Raw genomic sequence first — 22,106 nt, forward strand, 5'->3', positions numbered from 1 at the left:
TAAGCCTAATATAGTATGCGGTGAGTACTTTGCATCTCTGCTCCGGAAACGATCGTTGATTCTGGGACGAAGGTGGAAATAATATGCTTGCCATTTTCGCTCGGACTACTGGAGGATTCATGAGCAGACAAGCCACAATCAAGGATGTGGCTCGGGAAGCGGGCGTGTCGACCTTCACAGTATCCAAAGCCCTGCGTAATCAGCCTCATGTCGCCCCTGAAACCCGCAAAAGGGTGTTGAGGGCTGCGGCCAGGCTCAATTACTCAGCGTCGAAATCAGCTGCCGCACTGGTCAGCGGAAAGACCAAAAGAGTCGCCCTGCTGATAGGAGAACAGATAACCGGTTGGTTCAATGGGAACATTCAGGAAGGCGTCTATGATGTGCTGAGCACCCATGGCTACGATCTGCTCATCTACCGAGCCGGAACAAGTGAGGAGCGAGCCGCTTTCTTCAGGAATCTTCCCGCCAAGCGCAACGCCGATGCCATTATCGTGGTCTCTTTCACTCTGACGCAAAAGGAGACCAAGGCCCTTCAAGAATTGGACATGCCCATCGTCGCGATCCACTCAGGTGCCACATCGTTCAGTCAGGGATCCATCCGTATAGACGATTGCGAATCCGAAATTGAAGCAGTGCAACACTTGGCATCACTGGGCCATACAAGGTTCTGCTTTCTCGACAGATTCAACCCTTTGCCTGAGTACTCCTGGGGCGCCAACCAACGCATTATCGGTTACAAGAAAGCCATCGACCGCTACCACTTGGTAGACTGCGGAGTACTCACCATGGATCCGGACAGGGAGCATCCTGCCAGGACAGCAGCGGATCGGATCGCCTCCATGACACCAGCCCCCACGGCCATCTGCGCCTGGTCTGACGATTGCGCCTTGGCTCTTCTGTCTGAACTGCGCCAGGCTGAGATCAGGGTGCCCGACGTCGTCTCGATCATGGGATTTGACTCCTCGGATGTGGCCGCTCTGGCCGGCTTGTCTTCAGTAGCCCAGCCGGCCAGAGACATAGGAGCCGAGGCCGCCAGAAAGGCCCTGCAGCTCATCAACGGCTCACCCTTAACCGAACCGCACACACAGGTCAAGACTCATATCATCGACAGAGCCACCACCGGTCCGGCTCCTAGGGACGAGGGACGTTGAGCATACCTGTCCTGGCGACCTGACCTAGCCAAGTCAAAGAAGGCTTGGGAGTTCGCTTGAATGTCTTGCGGTCCACGCTGATAAGACCAAATGTTGGATCGTATGAACCCCACTCATAGTTGTCGAGCAATGACCAGTGAAGATAACCCAAAACATCAATCCCCAGGTCCATGGCTTTCTTGAGACCCAAAAGAGCATCGTGAGTGTAGTCGATCCTGCGGGCATCATTATCAGTGGCCAGACCATTCTCAGTCACGAAGACCGGAACGCCGCCAGTCAGATTCCAGGCAGTCTGCACGCCAATGCCTAAGGCGGGAGGAAAGTATTCCCACCCGTTCTTAGTCTTTTCAGCTTCTGCAGGGACCGGCAGCGGTCCATGTTTGCCGATGAATGTACGCAGATAGGCCTGCACACCGACCCAGTCATCTCCAGCCGCATGCTCGAAGAAAAAAGTCTCGCGCCAATAGGCGTAATCGCTCGTTTCCTGCTCACAGCCCGGCATGGCGTGAAAGGCCTGAGCAGCAACTGACCAGCCCACACGTTTGGATTTGTCCTGTCTGAGCAGAGCAGAAGCCTGAAGATGGGCCTGCAGAATGATACGCGCTATCTTCTCGCTCGGCTCCGGAAGGGAGGAAGCGGCCATATCCTCTCCGGTCTCCCCTCCCTGAGTCATGGCCACCATGTTGGGCTCATTGATAGTGCAGATCCAGGTGACTCCATCCAAGATCGGAAGAACAAAACGAACGTAACGAACGAATAGGTCCGGTGCGGAGGGATTGCTCCAACCACCCTTGGCGGCAAACCACCTTGGAACGGTGAAGTGGTGAAGGGTCACCATGGGCTCCACGTCGTGAGCCCTGCAAGATTCGAGCATCCGGGCATAGTGCATCAGCTCAGCTTGGGAAAAGCAGCCCTCCTCCGGCTCAATTCGAGCCCACTCAATGGAGAAGCGATACATCTGCAAACCCGAATTCGCCAAGAGTGATATATCTTCATCATACCGATGGTAGCTATCGCAGGCATCTCCTGACGGCTCTTTGATGTCAGTCCCATCAGTATGCTCGCGAACCCACCAATTACTGTTGATATTGTTTCCTTCGACCTGATGAGCGGCCGTGGAGGCTCCCCAGATAAAGTCTTCCGGAAATTGCATGGCATCTGTCATAGGCTGCTTTCCCTCTCTGTATCTGTGACAGGTAATTGACGTTTACTTGATGCCGCTCATGGTCACACCTTGGATAAAGTATTTCTGAAGGAAGACGAACAGCAGCAGGATAGGCGTGACCACAAGGACGGCTCCAGCCAGCAGAACACTGTAGTTGGTCGCATTTTGCCCCGTGGAATACAGAGACAGAGCAACGGGCAAGGTGTACATTTTGTTGGACTGGGCAGCAACCAAGGGCCATAGGAAGTTGTTCCAAGAAGATAGGAAAGTCAAGACGGCAAGCGTGGCCAAAGGCGGCTTGCACTGCGGCAAAACTATCTGGAAGAAGATCCGCAACTCACCCGCTCCGTCTATCCGACCAGCTTCCAAGAGGGCATCAGGGATACTCTGCATGAACTGACGCATCAGGAACACACCAATAGGCTGAGTCAGGAAAGGCAGAATGAGCGCGAAATAGCTATTGAGCATATGCAGGTTCGAAATGATCACGAACAAAGGTATAAAAGTAGCGACACTCGGTACCATGAGCGTAACCATGACCAGCAGGAAGAGCACGTTCTTGCCTGCAAAGTCGATCTTCGCCAGCGCATACCCGACCATGGAGCAAAAGACCAGGTTACCCAGCATCGTCACCACGGCTACTACAAGACTGTTAATAAAATAGTTGCCAAAATGAAGCTGAGTAAACCACTGCGTGAAATTGCCCAGGGTTGGGTTTTTAGGCAAGAGTGTAGGCGGTACCGCCATAATTTCACGCTGAGTCTTGAGCGACCCCAGAACCATCCAGAAAAAGGGAAAGACCCAGATTATGCCGACCAGAGAAAGAACTACATAGGTAATGCCATGGGCCTTTCGAAATCTCGTCCACAGACTCGGTTTGTTCTCTGATATTTCCGGCGACATCGTTACTGCAGCGGTTGACATATTCCCCTCCTAATCCTCAGATTTGAGAATTCTGAACTGGAGCAGACTCACCAAGGCGATGATGGCGAAGAGCACATAGCTTGCCGCCGACGACATACCATACTGCCCGAATCCAAACTTTTCATAGATGTAATAGGAAGCCGAAAGGGTTGAATCCAAAGGACCTCCCTGGGTCATGACAAAGGATTCTTCAAAGAACTGCAGGTAAAGCACCGATTGCAGGACGGCGCCAAGAAGAAGAGTGGGCCGAAGCAGAGGAAGGGTGATGCTGCGGAACTTGCGCCATTCCGATGCGCCATCCATCTCTGCGGCTTCGAGAACCTCTTCAGGTATGGCCTGCAGACCAGCTAAAAAGATGATCATCAGGGTACCCATGTTCCGCCATAGGGTCATGACCATCAAGGCCGGCAGGGCCGTCCTGGTATCATGCAGCCAGTCAGGGCCCTGGACTCCGATAATTGCAAGAAGGGTGTTCAGCAGACCATCTTTTTGCAGGATGTAGCGCCACACCACCGAGACTGCCACAGTGCTTGCAACCACGGGAGCATAGAACAAGGCACGGAAGAAAGCGTTGACATGCCTGAGCCCCTTATTGAGCGTAACTGCGAAGGCTAGGGCAACAACCATGGTCAGCGGAAGCCCGACAACCACGAATATGCCTGTAGTCCCCAGGGAATGCAAATACCTGGGATCCCGGAACAGCTTAAAGTAATTGCTCAGCCCCATGAAGTTGACGTTGAAGGGTGTTTGGATATCCCTGGCAGTGATGTCAGTAAACGACATCACCAGCGAAGTAGCCAAAGGAATCAGCATAAATATAGCAAAGACAATCACGAACGGCAGCGAGAACCCCCAGGCGACCAGAGTCCTTCTGCGGCGAGCGAGTTTCATCGACGACCCGCTCGCCTTCATGGATTGTCTTCGTTCTGCGCGGATGCGCGACGAAGAATTCATAGCAGAACTACATTCCTGTCCCTATGGAGTCAGCCTGTTGCTGCAATTCCTTAAGACCATCCTCGACGGATACGGTTCCCCTGTTCATTTTCTCATAGATGGTATCTGCGGTTTTGCCCATCTCGCCCCATGTGAAGGTGACTGGCATGGAGTGAACATGCTTGAGCTGCTCTTCGAATGCCTGCAGCTTGGCATTACCTGCAAGTTCCTTGTCTTTCCATGCTTTGCCTGAGGCGGGAAGATCGGCAGTAGCCTTATACCAATCAACCTGGGTCTGTGGCTGTGCAAACCACTGGATGAACTTCCAGGCTGACTGCTTGTTCTTCGATGTTTTGAAAACCGCCCAATTGCAACCCCCGACAAAAGAGGTTGACGACTTCTTGGCAGGCACCACAGCCGTGGCGTACTTGTCTGCGAAGCCTGGCCCGCCAAGCTCCTCAATCTGACCAGCAGCCGTTGGGCCCTCGATCATCATCGGTGTTGCACCTGAGACGAACTGCTGCATGTTGGAACCTGGGGTAACATCAGCATTCACATCCGCCAGCCCATCCTTGAAAAGGCTGGTCGTGTACTTCAGAGCGTCTTTCAATTCGGGAGTGTCGAAGGTATAAGCCTTATTGTCCTTGCTGACAAACTGGGCCCCATCCGAGAAGGCAAAAGGCGACATGCCTTGGAAGCTGTCAGTCCCTGTAGGGAACATGAAGAATCCGTACTTCACTCCATCGGCCTTCTTCAAATCGCTAGACATAGCCTTGAGCTCATCCCAGCTCTTTGGGGCATGATCCCAGCCTGCCTGTTTGGCAATGTCAGTACGGTAATACAGCACTCGGGTGTCAACATACATGGGCACTCCAAGCTGAGTCTTGCCGACCTTGCCACTGGCCTTAAGCCCGGCATTCAGATCGCTCATGTCCAGGTCAGCCGGCACCGCGGACAATGCTTTTGAGTAGGTAGCCATGTCAGTGTTGCCCATCATGGCTACATCCGGACCAGTACCTGCTGCTATGGCCGTTTGGAACTTGTCCTTGTAACTGGACCAAGGAATGGAAGTGACGGATATCTTTACATCGGGATTCTGCTGCTCGAACTTCTTTACGAAGCCGTTCATCTTCTCACCCTCGTTGCCCATGGCCCAAATGGTCAATTGACCACTGGCCTTGGAGTCACCGATATGAGATACTGCCGTGTTGTCCTTTTCTGCTCCAGAATCAGCTGTACGGCCACATGCAGCCAAGGAAACCATAGCAGCAATGCTCGTTATTCCGGCTACCACCATCGTCAACCGCGATCTCATCTGAACCTCCTTGCTCAGGTAGCTAAACGCTTAGATAGCTTGTTCAGTATAAACGATTAGGCATTACTATGTCAATCAAGACCAGGGTGGATCGCAGAAAAGATGGCGGCCTCTTAAGGCCGCCATCTTGTTGAGATTCCCATGAATCTTACAGGAGAAAACGAAAACTACTTGGTGAAGTCCACATCCTTGGTTTCGTGGCAGGTCAGCACTGCCACCAGGCAGCAGACCGCCATGACGGCCAGGTAGAGCCCGACCGAGCGCACTCCCCAGTGGGAGGAGAGCCAGGTGGCGATGGTAGGCACGAAGGCCGCGCCCACGATGGCCGCCAAGTTATAACCGATACCGGAACCCGAGTAGCGCACATTGGCGTCAAAGAGCTCCGGCAGGAAAGCGCCGATGGGCCCGAAGGCAATGCCCATCAGGGCGAACCCGACGCAGAGGAAGACCATGACCTGGAAGGTGTTGTGATGGGCCATGAGCAGGTAGGGGAAGACCAGGCTGAAGACCACCAGCATGACGGAGCTGCCGATCAGCACCCGGCGACGGCCGATGCGGTCCGCATAGACGCAAGCCAGCACGATGAAAAGGGCGAAGACCAGGATGGAGACCATGAGCATGAGCAAGTACTCCTGGTTGGTGAAGCCCAGTCCGCCGCCGCCCTGGGATTTGGGCTTGGTACCGTAGGCCAGGGACCAAGTAGCCAGGGTATAGAAGAGGGTGTAGGTGACCGCGACCAGGAAGGTGGCCTGGAGCACCTGGCGCCAGCTCTTGCGGAAGACCTCCAACAGCGGGGTCTTGACGACCTTCTGCTGATCCAGGGCCATCTGGAAGATAGGGGTCTCCTGCATGGAGACGCGCACGGCCAGTCCTACGACCACCAGGATGGCGGAGAGCAGGAAGGGCACACGCCAGCCCCAGCTCAGCATCTGCTCGGGGGTGCAGAACATCTCCAACAGGAAGTAGGTCCCGTTGGCCAGGAAGAAGCCGATGGGGGCGCCCAGCTCCGGGAAGGAGCCGTAGAGCGCCCTCTTGCCCTCCGGGGCGTTCTCGGTGGCCACCAGGGCTGCGCCAGACCACTCGCCGCCCAGGCCTATTCCTTGGACGAACCGGCAGAGGCAGAGGACCACCACAGCCCAGAGTCCCCAGGTGGCATAGGTGGGCAGGACGCCGATCAGAACTGTGGAACAGCCCATGGTCAACAGGGAGACCACCAGCGTGGTCTTGCGTCCCTGACGGTCCCCGAAGTGTCCGAAGATCAAGGATCCCAAGGGCCGCGCGATGAAAGCGATGGCGAAGGTCAGCAGGGATGCCAGCAGGGCCACAGTCGGATCTGTCTTCGGGAAGAAAAGCTTGGGGAAATAGTTGGCCGAAGCCGTCCCGTAAGCGTAGAAATCGTAGAACTCGATGGCCGTGCCGACCATGGAGGCCCCGATGACTGTGCGGACCGAGCTACGAGAGACTGCTGGTCTACTCGCCGCGCTCGGACTCTCCACTTCATTTGTGTGTTTCTCCATCACCATCATCTCTTTCTCTCCAGCCGATTTCTTTAACTGTCTAACCGGCATTTATGAAAAGATCCCGACATGAGCAGGATCCGATGAGATGAACTTGATCTACTTAGCGGCCCTGCCTTCCGGCGGGGTCGCGCAATCCGAAGATCGACGAATCAGTCCGCCTGCGAAGACGGGCTAATAATTCGAACTGACAGGGCACTAACACTTGCCGTACTATACTTCCACGTCATCGCAGCGAACCTCCTTCCATCGTCTTCCAGCAGATGAAACCACCATCCGCAATGTCTCTGACCATAAATCCGACTACCTGAATTGGTGCCTGATAGTCCAATATGCGAAACGGCAGATTCATCGCGACGCTATAGGATGACTATCCAAGTTGGTGAACACCTCACCAGGAAATGCGGATGAGACAATGAACCGTCGATCCGAACGAAGCACAGCGCAGGAATAATCCACATGAAGCGCCAGAACCGACGGATCCATCAGGAATAGGGCCGTCGCCAGTCCATCCGCAACTGCAACGGGAAAAGAGCCAGAACCGACAAGCGTCCATGTAGCAAGAACCTGCCGCACGGGCGTACCGTCAATTGCATTAAGAATATGGTGGAGACTGATAAGACCAGCTTCACCATCCCTTTCGTAGCGAGAGGTCCAATGCCTGCGACTGGGAGCCGAAGCACACAAAGCACCCGATGACAGCGAGACGACACCCACCGCATTTGCTTGATCATCGGGATCCTCCATGGCAACAGTGATCGGAATTGACGTCTGCACCCCCATATCGCCCCCCGCATCGATCACATACTCGCCAGCATCCGCCAAGAAGGCGCCCAACAGATCAACTAGAAAGCCCTTGCCTATGGCCCCGAAGTCCAGGTGGATCGGACCTGCCGTTATCAAGGTCGCTCCGTTTCGCCGAACATCATGAGCCCAGGTTGGACGACCATGTATGCGCCCCAATTTTCCCAAAGCGCCTGCCTGCATAACGAAACTCATATCCGGACCGTAACCAAGTGCCACCAGGTCAGCACCCACGGCAGGGTCAAGCCGCCCCTCAGTCAAGGCATAAAACCGGTCATACAATTCAAAAAGAGGACAGCAGTACGAAGGAAAAACAAATTCTCCGCCATTATCAGCCCTTGCCATGGAAGCGAGCAATGAATCGTTACGAAATCGGGAAAGCGCCGACTCATAATCCTCTATCAGATCCGCCATCCTCTTACGAAGCTCGGCTGGCACCAGTTTTGCCGTATTGATGATGATTCCTGTACCCAGGGCCTGGGGAAAGCTCAGAACATATGGCAGAGATTCCAGACCGCCCAAGGAACCAGAACCATGGTCTGCAGAAGACAAAACATGTGCCATACAGCGATTCTATTCTCCAGCAGTCTTCCTTCGCGTCAACGCGGCCATCGATCACGTGCTAAGGGAAGAGCAGGAAAATCGCCATGAGGTTCCAACTGGTACCAATAGGCTACTGTGGACACATCATCGCTTCGTTCAAAAGCGCCTTGGAACCCGGACCCAATTTGTTGCCAAGTGACGCGTAGATCTTGTTCGAATCGGATCGGATCTGGTATATGCCACCGATACAACCCCCGCATTGGAGGGCAATCATCATTGTGATAGGGATTGCGAATCGAGTAATCATGGTTGCTATAGAAGGGATACCCGCAGAAGGGCGCACAGTATGTCTGCTCACTGGTCCCTTCAGCGCTTGAAACGGCAAAACTCCAAGCTCCTCCAAAATAATCTTCAGTACCAGTGCTGCATATCGTTGGATATGCCTCGTCCCCATCGATATAGAATTTAAATTCACCTTCTCCCCACCAGTAGCGTTCAAGCACACTCAAGGCCAGATAGGTTCCAATGTACTGGCCTCTGCCCCGGACCCCGTCCAGAACGACGTAGTCCTGTCCAGGAACAGTTACTTTTTGCCTGCGCCATTGGGCATGGAAATACCCCGTACTCGCTGGCAGCGGATCGTCCTGCAACGAGTAATCGATCTGGTAGAACAAGGCAGGCACAACATTCACATGCTGGTTTCCCAAAACGAGACGGGCGTGTCTGCCAAACGGCATGGGGAAGTAGGCGTTCATCCCTCCTGTCGGCACCACTTGTATGGGCAGGGAGTTGACTCGACAGACCTGGCCAAAGCCACAGCAGAAGAAATCACCCAGGGGGCACTCAACCGAGGGAGTCTGCTCATCATCCCAGTAAATCCTCAGCACAAGATCACGCAGAACATATCGATCCGCATCACTGGTTCTATCCGCCACTGTGAACCACAGATGATTAATGACCCCTGTACCTTCAATATCAGCCAATACCACAGACGAACCTGGCTCCAGATTCCTGATGCAGGGGCTGCCCTTCCTGCCTGGGCCAAGCTCTCCTGCTGACATGGCTCCCCGACCTTTCTCGCCACGGGGATTTTCAGCATTAATCGACCTGCTTACGCTGGATTTGACGAGCGCCAGCCCCAATGGATCTCCTGCCAGCTGCGAACGCATACCCATCCTTTCTATGCCGACATCCGTCATCACGTATCTGTCACTCGCATATCTTTGTCGTATACCAGACCGTGGCATCAGGCGCGAGCCAAACCGCTCCATTTGCTGATTCAACGACACTGCTATTCAACAAACACTTGGCCGAGACCGGCAACCTCACCGACGACCTACCAAAATTAGTCATGCTCCTCAAGCCGGAAGCCAAGATTAGTTCTAAGGTGTGGGTCAGCCCGTCATCGACAACGTTAACCTTCACATTCATATCATCTTCGACCCACTTGCTGCGCAAAGCCAGAGCCGTTTTAATCAGGGAACGAGCCGACTTGTCCGATCGCATTTCAGACTCTACGGAGTAGTCATCAAACCAAGCAGGCTGCGGTAGCCATGGAGCAACACCCTTATTGAAGCCGAAGGATTTGTCATGCTCGCTCGTCCATGGAATCGGCACACGACATCCATCCCTCCCTTTGATTCGGTGCCCGGATCGTTCCCACTGAGGATCGCGGATATCTGTCGACTTAAGGTCGGTGACTTCCGGCAGCCCCAACTCATCGCCTTGATAGATGTATGCGGTTCCCGGCAGAGCCAGCATGATCATCGCGGCAGACCGTGCTCTCCGTAACCCGACCTCGCGATCAACGACGGGATCAGTTCCATTCGAAGCCACCCAAGCGAGTTCATCGGCACCCTTGGGCAGAGCCAACCGCGAAGCCAGCCTTGGGACATCATGATTGCCAAGGACCCAGCTGGGCGTGGCTCCGACTTTCTTGAAACCGCGGCATGTCCTGGTTATGGCTGACGCATACTCATCCAAATTCCAAGAAGCCTTTGCTAATGAGAAATCGAAGACCGATCCAAGCTCATCCGAGCGTGCATATGCAAAGACCCGGTCAGTGATAGGAGTCCAGGACTCCCCCACGGCCATGCGGGGAGGATCGTATTGGTTCAAGACCGTCCGCCACGATCTATAAATCTCATGGACTTCATCTCTGTCGAACAATGGATCGCTGCCGTCATCGCACATAGGCGCCATGACCTCCGGATCCGGTCTGTCACGAAGAGGATCATGAAGGTCCTTGGCCAACCCATGCGATACGTCCACACGGAAACCATCGACCCCTCTGTCGCTCCAGAATCGAAGAACCGAAAGGAATTCCTCCCGTACGCTTGGATTGTCCCAGTTGAAATCAGGCTGTTCCTTGGAAAACAAATGAAGGTAATACCAGCCGGATCCGCAGGGCTCCCAGGCGCTGCCGCCGAATTCAGAACGCCAATTGGTCGGCGGCAACTCGGCATGTCTCCCACGTCCTCGCCGAAAGACGAACCTGGACCTCATGGAAGATTCAGGTCCTTCTTCCAAGGCCTGCCTGAACCAGAGATGCTGGTTCGAGCAATGATTAGGCACGATATCGATGATGACCTTGATGCCGAGGGAATGAGCATGCTCCATCATCGAATCAAAATCCGCCAGCGTGCCCAGTTGGGGATCCACATCCCTATAGTCGGCTACATCATAACCACCGTCGACCATAGGAGAGGGGTAGAAGGGACTCAGCCAGATTGCATCCACACCAAGATCAGCCAGATACTCCAGCCCACTCTCAATGCCTTGCAGGTCCCCTATGCCGTCATTGTCGGAATCTCGGAAGGACCTAGGATAAATCTGGTAGACGACGGCAGACCTCCACCAGTCCGGATCATGCATGTTATCTATTGTCACGACTCTCAGCCCTTTACCGATCCATCCAGCATGGCCTTGATGAAGTATCTTTGCAGGAAAATGAACAGTATCATTGTCGGCGCCATGATCAACAGAGAGCCCGCATTCAAAAGGACCACATCAGTGGAATACTGACCAACGAAAGACTGCAACGCACCGGCCATAGTCCGCTTGGTTGGGTCGTCAATGAGGACGACGGCAAGAAGGAATTGGTTCCATGTAGCCAAGAAGGTCAGTATGCCCAATGAAGACAGGGCAGGAACGACCAAGGGTAATTGAATACTGCGGAAGATTCTGAAATGGTTAGCACCGTCGATGCTTGCCGCCTCAATCAGATCCTTGGGCATCTGCGAGAAATAGGCTTGCATCCAGACCATGCCAAATGGCATATTGAGCCCGATCATCGGCAAGATGAGCGCCCATCTAGTATTGAGCAGCCCCATGGATTGGATTTCATAGTAAAGAGGAGTAACGAGCACTTCGAAGGGCAGAGTCAGACCGACAAAGAGCAGGCCATAGGCGATCCATCCACCCTTCACATGGAGAGAACCCATGGCGTAACCGCCCATTGCCGAGCAAATGAGCACAACCGGCACTACAACGAGGACAAGGATTGCACTAGATATCAGCAAGGGGGTGATATTCGCTACCTTCCAGGCAGCTGCAAAGTTCTCCCAATGAGGGTGTGCCGTGAATTGGATCCCGTGCGGCATGGAACCCTGCGGTTGTACGGCTGCCGAGAACATGCTGACAAAGGGCAGTATTGAGAAGATGATAGTCACGGCCAGGGTGAGGTTCCCGAGCACACGCACAGAGAGTGACTGTTTCACGCTTCCTCCTTTCCCTGCACCAGTCGCTGGAGCGGGCCCACCACAAGCAGCACGAGCACCATAAGCACCAGGGCGAGCGCAGAAGCCAGACCGACCCGGTTCTGCGTAAAGGCCAGGCGATATACCATGACGCCAGGTACCATCGTGCTGTAGCCAGGACCTCCTTGAGTGGCCATGAAGACCACGTCAAAGCTGGCCAGAGCTGCCACAACCGTCATAGTCAGGCAGACAGCGATCTGTCCGCGCAACCCAGGCAGCGTTATATGCCAGAGCTGGCTCCACCAACCTGCTCCATCAATGCTGGCCGCTTCATATAAGGATTTATCGATGCCTCCGATGCCGGCCGATAGCAGCACGATGCAGAAGCCCAGCTGCAACCAGAAACCAATAACGCCGACTGACGTCAGCGCGGTGTGCTGGTTGCCCAACCATGAGGTGGCGTGCTCCCCCAGCCCCATTGCACTGAGCATCTGATTGACGATGCCGTCCTGTGCCAACATCCAGGTCCAAGCCACGGCCGCCGCCGCTCCAGGGATGACACGAGGCAAAAACAGACAGACCTGAGCAAAAGTGCTGACAGCTTTGGCACGAATATCACGGATCAAGGATGCGATGATCATTCCCAAAACAATGGGTATCAACGAGAAGAAGATAACCAGGTAGAACGAGTGCCCTATACTTCCCAGCAACACAGGATCAGTGAAGACCTTGACGAAATTCTTCACGCCCACCCAAGTGCTGGCATCAATTCCGTTCCAGTCATAGAAGGAATACCAGGCAGTCTGGATGATCGGCCAGAACACAAAGACCAGGTAGAAGGCCAGCCCGGGAAGCAGAAACAACCAACCTGCCAGGGTGGAGCTCAGACTCCTGCCACGAGCCGGGAGGGCATCGGCAGCCCGCGAGGCCGATACCGACCTCGCGCGCCGCCGATTTGTGAGATGCGTGCTCAATGCCGCACCTCTTGGCTATACTCCTGCTGGATCTTTTCCGTAAACTGCTGAGCGGTAAGACTGTTGTCGAGCAAGAGCTGGAAGTTGGGAATGAACCCACTTGACTGGATTCCAGCTGTGGCATTGTTGATGAAGTCAGTCGATCTGCCCGAATCGAAAACATCCTTGTAATAGTCAAACATGCTGCGCTGAAGAGCACTCTGCGCCTTGGGCAGGGATTGGCCCTCGACTGTCTTCGGGTAGTACCCGCTGACATTCGCTATGATCTGCCGGGCTTCATCACTCTGCGTGTAATTGAGGAAGCAGGCTGCTGCGTCTTTGTTTCGGGAGTTCTTAGGAATTCCGAAGAAGCTTCCCGCATTGGCTGCAATGCTTGGCTGCTCATTGGCAGAATTCGCCGGGAAGGGAATGAATTGCACATCGTCACCCATGGCTTTAGCCATCGTTGCCAAATTCCAGTTTCCACTGGGGAAGAACACACCCTCGCCGGCGGTGAATCTGCTTAAGGCGGTGGAAGCATCGATGGCATTGACCCCTTGTGGCAAATACCCCTCTTTATTCCAATCCTGAAGTTTTTGCGCCGCCTCCTTTGAACCCTTGGTCCTGAAATCAGCTTTTGGCTTTTGCAATATCCAGTCCTGCACCGACTGCACCGAGTCAGTGTTGGTCATCATCGCTTGGAAAGCGAATGATGTCCCGCCGTCCTTCGCATAGGTCATCATAGGAATGAGGCCTGCGTCCTTAGCTTTGCCCATATCCGATTCAAATTCATCCAAGGTGCGGGGAAGATCGGCAATTCCTGCCTTAGCCGTCAGCTTGGTATTGACATACACGCCTGAAACCGAATAGGAATTGGGCAGCGCATATAAGTCGCCATCACCGAGTCTGCCCTTGGCATCAGCCCTATACAGTTGCGTTTGGGACTTGGGGACCTTCCATCCGTATGCTTTTACATACGGTTCGAGGGATATCACATGGTGACCGCTGACCGCAGTGTTGACATCCGTCAGGCGCGCTATATCCGGAGCATCGGTGGAAGAGATGACACGCGGTCCATTTTGAGCCGAAACATTGTCCGGATCATAGTTTGCCTTGATATGCATGTTGGGGTATTTGCTCTGGAACCCCTTGATGAGCGCATCGTCTACTGTCTTGAGCCCTGCGCCGTCCCAGAGTTTAAGCTCATACGACTTCGAGCCCAAATCCGTACTGACTGAGGACGGCTCATTGCTACTCTCGGATGAGCCAGTGGAACCTGGCCCACACGCTGCAAGCGAAAGAATCATGCCTGTTGCAAGCAGGGCCACGCCACCTTGCTTAATCACTGATTTCATCATTGTTTCTACTCCTCAAATGTTCACAACACTGATGAACATGTAAAACCGATTTTATTCATGCCAAATAAACGATAAACTGTGACCTATCCTCCTAATATTGATAGATTTGTAATATCGGTTGCACACAGTGTATAAAACACTTCCTCACATGTCAAATCGATCCTCCTGGATGCTTGCCGATGACTCACCAACCACAACAATGACTGATTGCGGCACTGGCCGGCTCAATCGTCTCTGTTCATCAGAAGTTACCGTTGTAAAATCGGTTGTACTAACACTGCGACATACTGTGACACCAACCAAGGGGCGTAAGAGATGAGAGAGCCGACTATTTATGATGTAGCCAAGGAAGCTGGGGTGTCTGCATCAACGGTTTCCAGAGCGCTCCAAGGCAAGAACCGTGTCTCAGACAACACCAGAGCCAAAGTATTTGAAGCGAGCGCAAGGCTCGGATTCACCGCTTCAAAGGAAGCATCAAGGCTCCGCAGCGGTAAGACAGGCAGAATAGCGCTGATTGTCGGTAATCACCTTTCAGGATGGTACAGTTCCGAACTTGCTGAAGGAGTCTATTCAGCACTCTGCGAAGAAGGGTATGACCTGCTGTCTTATCGGGTAGCAGATAAAAAACAACGCGCTGAATTCTTCTCTTCGATGCCAGTCAAGCGCAACGCCGATGCCATGATCATCTCGTCCTTCGCCCTTACCGACCAAGAGGGGCAGACCTTGCGCAGCACCGGCATGCCCATCGTGGGTGTCAACACCATGCATTTGGATGACCGCTACAGTAATGCATCAATCGGAGTCGATGAAGTCACCACTACCAGGGATCTAATTCGCCGCCTGATCGCCATCGGTCATACCAACATCGCATATCTCAAACGGACACAATTCAACAAGGACTTCGTCTGGGATGCCGACCAGCGCATAACTGGCTACCACCTTGGACTTGAAGAGGGAGCCATTCCCAGAAGAGACGACTACGAGATTGCAATCCCCTACCAAGGAGACATCGGCAAGCTGGCAGCCAGTGCAATTCTGGCACTGGCCCCACGCCCGACAGCAGTATGCTGCATCAGCGACGAAGTGGCCATATGCCTGGTCCATGAACTCCGCCGTTTGGGAATCCGGGTACCGGATGACATATCAGTGGTGGGGTTTGACGACAGAGAACTGGCCGGCCCCCTAGGCATTTCAACAGTGCGTCACGAGCCAAACGCCTACGGCCGGACAGCTGCACAAATGGCTATTCGCTTGGCCAATGGAAATAAACTGCCCCACCGCCGTATTACTGCTAAAGCCACATTCATACTGAGGGAGACCATGGGGCCCGCACCTAAAATCAGCGGCCAGTGACTCACGCCGCTGAACCCGACTCTTGACCGCCCCGGGAAAGGCGGGCAGACAGGGCCAAACTCATGAATCTTCCTCAGTCGATCAGAGAATGGATCTGCACGATCTGGTCGCGGCCCGGGCCTGAACCCACAGCCGAGATGCGGCAGCCGGACAGATCCTCCAGGCGATGGATGTAGTCCTTGGCCTTGGTCGGAAACTCCTCGAAGCTCTTGGCACCGGAGATGTCCTCGCGCCAGCCCGGCAGCTCTTCGTATACCGGCTGGGCGGATTGGAACTCAGCCTGGTCCACGGGCATCTGATCCATCCTGACGCGGGCGCCATCGGACCGGGTGATGTCATAGCCCACGCAGACCGGAATGGTCTCCAGGCCAGAGAGGACATCCAACTTGGTCAGCACGATGTCGGTCAGGCCATTGATCTGCACCGCATACCTGCTGACCAGCGCATCGAACCAGCCGCAGCGGCGGGAGCGGCCGGTGGTCACCCCGTACTCGTGGCCCTGACGGCGCAGCCATTCGCCCTGCTCGTTGTCCAGCTCCGTGGGGAAGGGCCCCTCTCCCACGCGGGTCACATAGGCCTTGGCCACGCCGACCACCCGGTCGATCTTGGTCGGTCCCACGCCAGTGCCGGTGCAGGCGCCCCCGGCTGTGCAGTTGGATGAGGTGACAAAGGGGTAGGTGCCATGGTCCACGTCCAGCATGGTGGCCTGTCCCCCCTCGAAGAGGACGTTCTTGCCCTGCTCCAGAGCCTGGTTGAGCATCAACGAGGTATTGGCCACGTAGGGCTTGAGCCGCTCGGCGTATCCCGCCAGTTCTTCAACGGTGGCCTCCACCTCGATGGCCCGGCGGTTGTAGAGCTTGACCAGCATCTGGTTCTTCTGGTGCAGGCTTGCTTCCACCTTGTCGCGCAGGTGGTCGACATTGAACAGATCGTGCACACGAATGCCCACACGGTTGATCTTGTCAGCATAGGCCGGGCCGATCCCGCGGCCTGTTGTACCGATCTTGTGCTTGCCCAGGAAGCGCTCGGTCACCTTGTCCAAGGTCCGATGGTAGGGAGCGATGATGTGCGCGGACTCGCTGATCCTCAGCCGGCTGCAGTCCACGCCGCGGGACTGGAGCCCATCAATCTCCTCGAAGAGGGCGGCCGGGTCAACCACGACGCCATTGCCGATGACCGGGGTAATGGCCGGGTGAATGATCCCCGAAGGCAGAAGATGGAGGGCGTATTCCTGGTCGCCCACCACCACGGTATGGCCGGCATTGTTGCCCCCGTTGAACCTGGCGACGTAGTCCATATGCTCGCCGATCAGGTCCGTTGCCTTGCCCTTGCCCTCGTCGCCCCACTGGGCCCCGACGATCACGATTCCCGGCATACGATGCTCCTTATCCACTGGTCGCCATTCAAGGAAAACAAAGGCAGACCATCCATAGACGAGCCTAACCCCATGTATGGAGCTGGAGGTCTTTCAGGCCTTTCAAATCAGCATGGGCCGATCCAAAATTGGAAAAGACTGGTCAGGTCCTGGAGCCAATCATGGTGTCCCGGCCCCGGCAGAGCAGGAAGGCCGCACTGACGAGCAGCCCTAGGATGACCGGGATCAGGGATGCTTCGATGCCGAATGTTCCACCGGTCAGCAGGGTCGGTCCCTGAACCTTCATGACCATGAAGCCGTATATATTCTGGCCGGAGACCGGAATTCCCAACAGGGCCTCAGTAAGGTTCCACCCTATATGAAAGCCTATGCAAATCCAGAGATTATGCCTGGATACCATGATGGAGCCCAGCATAAGACCGGCTTCGATGGCTATGGCCAGACACGAGAAGAGGGTAGCCCCAGGGTTGAGAGCATGCATGAACCCGAAAAGAAGCGAAGTCAAAATCAGAGCAGGTACCCATCCCAGCCAGCGATCCAAAGCATGGAGAGCCACGCCCCGCATTATGAGTTCTTCAAAAACCGACGCGCAAGCCAGAACTCCTAAGGTCAGGATCTGGGAGACACCGAATGGGCGGAAACCATCCACCCTGTAAAACCCAAGGATTATGAGGATGAAAGCCGAAAGAGCCATCAATCCGAAGCCGATGCCCAGTCCGCCCAACGAGGAGACGAAGAAACCATGAGCCGTCAACTCGGTAGGCTGACGTTCAGCCCACCTCACCATGACAACCTTGGCATAAAACCAGATGCCGAAGCCCACGAGGAGGATGGCGACCAATAGCACCAGCCATTGGGCCCATAAGGGACGGCCGATCATCGGGGTCGTTGAGGAATCAAGCATCAGCAATACACCGAACCCAAGAAGTCCCCAAGCAGCAGTCTTGTGTATTCCCTGTCTGGGCTGGCGTGGTTTGGAACGCATATGCCGTTTCATCGCATGGCCCGTCCTGCACTGCCCAGCTGCTGGCAAGCCTGGACCACGCGCGCCGCCATCTCGTCCTCGGCCTGGCGTCCCCAAGAACGGGGGTCATACTCGCTCTTTTCGCCAACCTCCCCGTCCACCTTGAGGACCTTGTCGTAGTTAGTGAACATGTGCCCTGCCACGGCCCTGGTAAAGGCGTACTGAGTGTCAGTATCCACATTCATCTTGACCACACCATGAGCGACGGCCGAGGCGATCTCCTCCGGCTGCGAGCCAGAGCCCCCGTGGAAGACCAGCAGGAAGGGCTTGTTGGCAGGGGCGCTCGGAGCGGGGATACCGCTAACCTCCCCATCGGATATGGCTCTGGCCGTCCTGGCCTGGATCTGCCCCAGCAGATCGGGCCTTAGCTTGACCACACCGGGCTTGTAGGACCCGTGCACGTTGCCGAAAGTGAAAGCCACCATGTAGCGGCCGCGCTCACCCAGACCCAGGGCATCGACCACCCTGGGGCCATCCTCGGGCGAGGAATAGAGCCGTTGGTCGATAGCCGCCGAGTGACCGTCCTCCTCGCCGCCGACTGTTCCCACTTCGATCTCCAAAACGGTGTGGGCGGCGCGGGACTGCTCCAGCAGCTCTGCCGCCGTGGCCAAATTCTCCCGCAAGGGCAGGCCAGAACCGTCCCACATGTGCGACTGGAAGAGCGGTTCCTGACAGTGAGCCACCTGCTCCTTCTCGTAGGCCAGCAGGGGCCGTACCCACTCGTCAAGATATTGCGGGGCGCAGTGGTCCGTATGCAGGGCCACGGTGATGCTTGGATAGCGGGCGATCACTTCGTGGGCGAACTTGGCAAAGGCGATGGAGCCAGCCACCCGGTCGGCCAGGCGCTGTCCGGACAGGTAGGCGGCACCTCCCACGGAGACCTGGATGATTCCGTCGGACTGGGCTTCGTCCAGCCCCTGCAAGGCCGCATTCAGAGTCTGGCTGCTGGTCACATTGATGGCGGGATAGGCGTAGGACCCCCGTCTGGCCGCATCAAGCATCGCCACATACTGTTCAGGAGTCGCTAAAGTCATACCCTCATTATCGTCGACTGCACAGAAAAACAGCCGTCAACCCGCGAATGCATGATCACCGATAGATTTGCGGGTCTCTGCCCTGATGGCGAACACCCCCCGACGCGCTTTGACAAGCCTCCTCGCCACAGGTAGGTTAACTCCGTACAGTTTGATGAAACGTTACATCAAACAGGTTGTTTGTTTCACGGCAGTAACGAATCAGCCTAGGGAAGGCACGACATAGGTAAGCAGAAGGTTGGGGCCGCCCATCCTTCTGGGAAGGAGACCAACGTGTCAGCAAACAAGGAAACCGTCCGCAAGATCATCCTGGATCTGGACACTGGCATCGACGACACGCTGGCTCTGTCCTACGTTCTGGGATCCCCGGACGCCGAACTAATTGGAATCACCGGCACCTACGGCAACGTGGTGCTCGACCGGGGCGTCGACAACGATCTGCGGCTGCTGGCCATGTACGGTAGGGAGGACATCCCGGTTTTCAAGGGGATCGATCATCCCAGCACGGCCGACTCATTCAGCGTTCCGCCGGACTCCGAGATCTTCCACGGGGCCAACGGCACCGGCAACATCGAAATCCCCGCACAGACCGACCGACAGGCCAGCCAGCAGAGCTCGGTGGACTTCATCATCGACGCAGTCCGCCGCTATCCCAAGGGCGAGCTGGTCGTGGTGCCCACCGGCGCTCTGACCACCATCGCCGCCGCCCTGGAAAAGGCCCCCGACATCGTCGACCGCATCAGCATTGTCATGATGGGCGGCACCCTGACCCAGCCGGGCAACGTGGGCCCCTTCGCAGAAGCCAACATTAACCAGGATCCTGAGGCCGCCAACCGGGTCTTCGCCACCACCGCAGACATCACCATGGTTGGCCTGGACGTGACCACCCAAGCTCTGATGAGCCGCGAGGACACTGAGGCCCTGCGTGCCACAGGCACCAGCGCCGGCCGCTTCCTGGCAGACATGACCGACTACTACATCGACATCAGCGAAAAGGAGAGCGGGGTCTACCTGGGCGGCTGCAACCTGCACGACCCCCTAGCCGCCGCCGTGGCCATCGACCCCAGCCTGGTCACGACCTTCGCCACCAACCTGATGGTCGAGACCGAAGGACCGCAACGGGCCCGTACCATCGGCGACCCCAGCAGGCTCCTGGACACGGTCAAGAACACCAAGGTGGCCCTGTCTGTCGACACCGAGCGGTTCACCCGGCGCTTCATGGACAGGCTCCTGACCCTGGTGCACAAGACCGAGAGCGAACGATAGAAGGACGGCAGTCATGAGCGAATCCATCACCACAACGGCTACCGAAGCGACCGTGGAGGAAAACCGCCGCAGCACCAAGCGGGCCCTGCCCGCCCTGCTGACCATCTTCCTGCTGGGCACACTGATGATCCAGGCCTTCAACCTGGTCTTCCAGAACGTGGGCGACTCCCTGGGGATGTCCGCCAACGCCTCGCTGATCAGCACCCTGCCCGGCATCGTCCTGGGCGTGGTCTGCATGCTCTACGGAACCCTCTGCGACTACATCTCCCCCCGTAAGATGACCCTGTTCGGAGTGGGCGCCCTGATCGTCGGCAGCCTCCTGGGCTTCTTCGGCGCATCGAACTTCTGGGCCGTGGTCCTGGCCCGCATGATCCAGACCGCGGGCGGCCAGGTGGCCGGATCGGTCTTCCTGGTCATGGCCATGAAGTACCTGAGCGACAAGGAGCGTGCCTTCTACCTGGGCATCTTCAACGCCGTCTACTACGCATCCTCTGCTGTAGGCATTTTCGCCGGCGGACTGATCACCTCCATCGACTGGCGCTACCTCTTCCTGGTGCCGCTGGTCTCCATCCTGCTGATCCCCCCGGTGCTCAAGTACACACCTGACACCGGCATCAAGGGCGAGCGCATCGATGTCTTCGGCATCGCCCTGTTCGCACTGATCGCCGGATTCGTAGCCGTCTACTTCTCCTTCCCGGCCACCTGGATGCTGGGGGTGCTGGCCGTTCTGATCCTGATCTTCGCCGGCTACGTCTGGAAGGGCGCCAACCCCTTCCTGAGCCGCGGGTTCGTGACCAACGGCGCCTACATGGCTGTCCTGCTGGCCCTCTTCGTCTTCTACTTCTTCAACTTCGCCTGCGTGCCCATCTACAACGTGATCGGCGACCGCATCTACGGGATCTCCCTGAGCCAGGTCTCCCTCTGCCTGACCATCGTCTACATCGTGGCCACTCTGGTGGGCTGCCTGTCCGGAGCCATCATGAACGCCATGGGACGCCTGCCCATGCTGATCCTGTCCGCCCTGCTCATGATCGCCGGAGCTGCCGGCTCGGCCCTGATGCTCACCTCGGGCTTCTGGGTCCTGACCGCGCTGGCCTCGGTCTTCATCGCCGGCATCACCATGTCCTACACGCCCCTCTACGACTCCTTCTCGGCCACCCTACCGGTAGACCAGAACGGACGCGGCATCGGCATCGGGGATCTGATGATGAACACCTCGGCCTCCATCGGCATGGCTGTCTACAGCGGACTCATGGCCAATCCCCAATTCGGGTCGCATGCTCTGGCGGGTGTCAAGACCGGTATCCAGGCCCAGGTGGCCAACATGTTCTGGGTCATGGCGCTGGCCGCCCTGCTGGCCCTGATCATCGTGGCCGTCTTCCACAAAGCCATGTCAGCCAAGGCTCCCCAGGAGTAAGGCTGGTGTGACCCACACATACTTGGTCGGATGGCCGCTCTGCCTGGTCCACTCTTCCTGGCCTCGGGAATGAGTCAGGCCCAGCGCCGGCACCCGGCCGCGCGAACCGGGGAGGGAGCGGAGTTCGGACTGCTTTCGGCAATGTGATAGTCCCCCTCTTCCCTCAGCCGCCGAAGGCAAGAAGATCGCCGCCCCTCCCCACGGTGAAGAACCCCTGTCATAGCCATAACTGACGGGGGTTCTTCCATATCTTCAGTTCCTGTCTTTAAATTCTGT

Annotated in this window: 18 protein-coding genes; 4 read left to right on the forward strand and 14 right to left on the reverse strand. The window is 56.1% G+C overall.

What is annotated here, in order from left to right:
• Positions 1–83: 83 nt before the first annotated feature.
• On the forward strand, positions 84–1,151 hold the full coding sequence (locus tag DKK74_RS08405; protein ID WP_110413620.1) for a LacI family DNA-binding transcriptional regulator: 1,068 nt from the start codon (positions 84–86) through the stop codon (positions 1,149–1,151).
• Here DKK74_RS08405 and DKK74_RS08410 read toward each other — a convergent pair.
• The 11 genes from DKK74_RS08410 to DKK74_RS08460 form a co-directional block, all read right to left on the reverse strand.
• Positions 1,132–2,316, reverse strand: a complete 1,185-nt coding sequence (locus tag DKK74_RS08410) for a glycoside hydrolase family 1 protein (RefSeq protein WP_110413621.1) — start codon at positions 2,314–2,316, stop codon at positions 1,132–1,134. The genes DKK74_RS08405 and DKK74_RS08410 overlap by 20 nt on opposite strands.
• A gap of 42 nt (positions 2,317–2,358) precedes the next feature.
• Positions 2,359–3,240: a carbohydrate ABC transporter permease gene (locus tag DKK74_RS08415; RefSeq protein WP_181414967.1), complete on the reverse strand. Its 882-nt coding sequence runs from the start codon at positions 3,238–3,240 to the stop codon at positions 2,359–2,361.
• A gap of 9 nt (positions 3,241–3,249) precedes the next feature.
• Entirely contained in the window at positions 3,250–4,131 is an 882-nt protein-coding gene (locus DKK74_RS08420) for a carbohydrate ABC transporter permease (RefSeq protein WP_258334500.1), read from the reverse strand.
• 70 nt (positions 4,132–4,201) lie between these two features.
• Positions 4,202–5,488: an extracellular solute-binding protein gene (locus DKK74_RS08425; protein ID WP_110413623.1), complete on the reverse strand. Its 1,287-nt coding sequence runs from the start codon at positions 5,486–5,488 to the stop codon at positions 4,202–4,204.
• 167 nt (positions 5,489–5,655) lie between these two features.
• Complete coding sequence (locus tag DKK74_RS08430; protein WP_181414968.1) at positions 5,656–7,005, reverse strand: MFS transporter; 1,350 nt, start codon at positions 7,003–7,005, stop codon at positions 5,656–5,658.
• 348 nt (positions 7,006–7,353) lie between these two features.
• The gene (locus tag DKK74_RS08435) at positions 7,354–8,373 is read right to left on the reverse strand and encodes an FAD:protein FMN transferase (protein WP_110413624.1); all 1,020 of its coding nucleotides are present in this window, start codon (positions 8,371–8,373) and stop codon (positions 7,354–7,356) included.
• Positions 8,374–8,408: 35 nt separating this feature from the next.
• A complete protein-coding gene (locus DKK74_RS08440) occupies positions 8,409–9,521 on the reverse strand; it encodes a glycoside hydrolase family 172 protein (protein ID WP_110413625.1) in 1,113 nt (370 codons plus the stop codon).
• Positions 9,522–9,561: 40 nt separating this feature from the next.
• On the reverse strand, positions 9,562–11,226 hold the full coding sequence (locus DKK74_RS08445) for a glycoside hydrolase family 13 protein (RefSeq protein ID WP_258334501.1): 1,665 nt from the start codon (positions 11,224–11,226) through the stop codon (positions 9,562–9,564).
• Between the two features lie 20 nt (positions 11,227–11,246).
• Positions 11,247–12,071 carry a carbohydrate ABC transporter permease gene (locus DKK74_RS08450; protein WP_015022642.1) on the reverse strand — a complete coding sequence of 275 codons (825 nt, stop codon included), beginning with the start codon at positions 12,069–12,071 and terminating at the stop codon, positions 11,247–11,249.
• Entirely contained in the window at positions 12,068–12,937 is an 870-nt protein-coding gene (locus tag DKK74_RS08455) for a carbohydrate ABC transporter permease (RefSeq protein WP_110413698.1), read from the reverse strand. The genes DKK74_RS08450 and DKK74_RS08455 overlap by 4 nt, the downstream gene beginning before the upstream one ends.
• A gap of 83 nt (positions 12,938–13,020) precedes the next feature.
• Positions 13,021–14,358, reverse strand: coding sequence for an ABC transporter substrate-binding protein (locus DKK74_RS08460; RefSeq protein WP_181414991.1), 1,338 nt, complete (start codon positions 14,356–14,358; stop codon positions 13,021–13,023).
• A 318-nt stretch (positions 14,359–14,676) separates the two neighbouring features.
• On the opposite strand from DKK74_RS08460, the gene DKK74_RS08465 reads away from it, so the two are divergent.
• Positions 14,677–15,714 carry a LacI family DNA-binding transcriptional regulator gene (locus tag DKK74_RS08465; protein WP_110413628.1) on the forward strand — a complete coding sequence of 346 codons (1,038 nt, stop codon included), beginning with the start codon at positions 14,677–14,679 and terminating at the stop codon, positions 15,712–15,714.
• Between the two features lie 73 nt (positions 15,715–15,787).
• Here DKK74_RS08465 and DKK74_RS08470 read toward each other — a convergent pair whose 3' ends face one another.
• From DKK74_RS08470 to fbaA, 3 genes are all read right to left on the reverse strand, one after another.
• Complete coding sequence (locus DKK74_RS08470; protein WP_110413629.1) at positions 15,788–17,089, reverse strand: adenylosuccinate synthase; 1,302 nt, start codon at positions 17,087–17,089, stop codon at positions 15,788–15,790.
• A gap of 142 nt (positions 17,090–17,231) precedes the next feature.
• Positions 17,232–18,086, reverse strand: a complete 855-nt coding sequence (locus DKK74_RS08475; protein WP_110413630.1) for a CPBP family intramembrane glutamic endopeptidase — start codon at positions 18,084–18,086, stop codon at positions 17,232–17,234.
• Entirely contained in the window at positions 18,083–19,147 is a 1,065-nt protein-coding gene (gene fbaA / locus DKK74_RS08480; protein WP_110413631.1) for a class II fructose-bisphosphate aldolase, read from the reverse strand. The genes DKK74_RS08475 and fbaA overlap by 4 nt, the downstream gene beginning before the upstream one ends.
• Before the next feature lie 273 nt (positions 19,148–19,420).
• Between fbaA and DKK74_RS08485 the strand changes: the two genes are divergently transcribed.
• Together DKK74_RS08485 and DKK74_RS08490 are read left to right on the forward strand one after the other, a co-directional pair.
• Positions 19,421–20,413, forward strand: a complete 993-nt coding sequence (locus DKK74_RS08485; RefSeq protein WP_110413632.1) for a nucleoside hydrolase — start codon at positions 19,421–19,423, stop codon at positions 20,411–20,413.
• Between the two features lie 13 nt (positions 20,414–20,426).
• Positions 20,427–21,830: an MFS transporter gene (locus DKK74_RS08490; protein WP_110413633.1), complete on the forward strand. Its 1,404-nt coding sequence runs from the start codon at positions 20,427–20,429 to the stop codon at positions 21,828–21,830.
• The last annotated feature ends 276 nt before the right edge of the window (positions 21,831–22,106 follow it).

Origin of the sequence: Bifidobacterium asteroides (genome assembly GCF_003202755.1) — a bacterium.
Taxonomy (GTDB): domain Bacteria; phylum Actinomycetota; class Actinomycetes; order Actinomycetales; family Bifidobacteriaceae; genus Bombiscardovia; species Bombiscardovia asteroides_F.

What these genes read in the sequence shown, in the direction of transcription:
- DKK74_RS08405 (WP_110413620.1), top strand. Translation starts at nt 84, where the DNA reads ATGCTTGCCATTTTCGCTCGGACTACTGGAGGATTCATGAGCAGACAA.
- DKK74_RS08410 (WP_110413621.1), bottom strand. Translation starts at nt 2,316, where the DNA reads ATGACAGATGCCATGCAATTTCCGGAAGACTTTATCTGGGGAGCCTCC.
- DKK74_RS08415 (WP_181414967.1), bottom strand. Translation starts at nt 3,240, where the DNA reads ATGTCAACCGCTGCAGTAACGATGTCGCCGGAAATATCAGAGAACAAA.
- DKK74_RS08420 (WP_258334500.1), bottom strand. Translation starts at nt 4,131, where the DNA reads ATGAAACTCGCTCGCCGCAGAAGGACTCTGGTCGCCTGGGGGTTCTCG.
- DKK74_RS08425 (WP_110413623.1), bottom strand. Translation starts at nt 5,488, where the DNA reads ATGAGATCGCGGTTGACGATGGTGGTAGCCGGAATAACGAGCATTGCT.
- DKK74_RS08430 (WP_181414968.1), bottom strand. Translation starts at nt 7,005, where the DNA reads ATGGAGAAACACACAAATGAAGTGGAGAGTCCGAGCGCGGCGAGTAGA.
- DKK74_RS08435 (WP_110413624.1), bottom strand. Translation starts at nt 8,373, where the DNA reads ATGGCACATGTTTTGTCTTCTGCAGACCATGGTTCTGGTTCCTTGGGC.
- DKK74_RS08440 (WP_110413625.1), bottom strand. Translation starts at nt 9,521, where the DNA reads ATGCGTTCGCAGCTGGCAGGAGATCCATTGGGGCTGGCGCTCGTCAAA.
- DKK74_RS08445 (WP_258334501.1), bottom strand. Translation starts at nt 11,226, where the DNA reads ATGCATGATCCGGACTGGTGGAGGTCTGCCGTCGTCTACCAGATTTAT.
- DKK74_RS08460 (WP_181414991.1), bottom strand. Translation starts at nt 14,358, where the DNA reads ATGAAATCAGTGATTAAGCAAGGTGGCGTGGCCCTGCTTGCAACAGGC.
- DKK74_RS08465 (WP_110413628.1), top strand. Translation starts at nt 14,677, where the DNA reads ATGAGAGAGCCGACTATTTATGATGTAGCCAAGGAAGCTGGGGTGTCT.
- DKK74_RS08470 (WP_110413629.1), bottom strand. Translation starts at nt 17,089, where the DNA reads ATGCCGGGAATCGTGATCGTCGGGGCCCAGTGGGGCGACGAGGGCAAG.
- DKK74_RS08475 (WP_110413630.1), bottom strand. Translation starts at nt 18,086, where the DNA reads ATGAAACGGCATATGCGTTCCAAACCACGCCAGCCCAGACAGGGAATA.
- fbaA (WP_110413631.1), bottom strand. Translation starts at nt 19,147, where the DNA reads ATGACTTTAGCGACTCCTGAACAGTATGTGGCGATGCTTGATGCGGCC.
- DKK74_RS08490 (WP_110413633.1), top strand. Translation starts at nt 20,427, where the DNA reads ATGAGCGAATCCATCACCACAACGGCTACCGAAGCGACCGTGGAGGAA.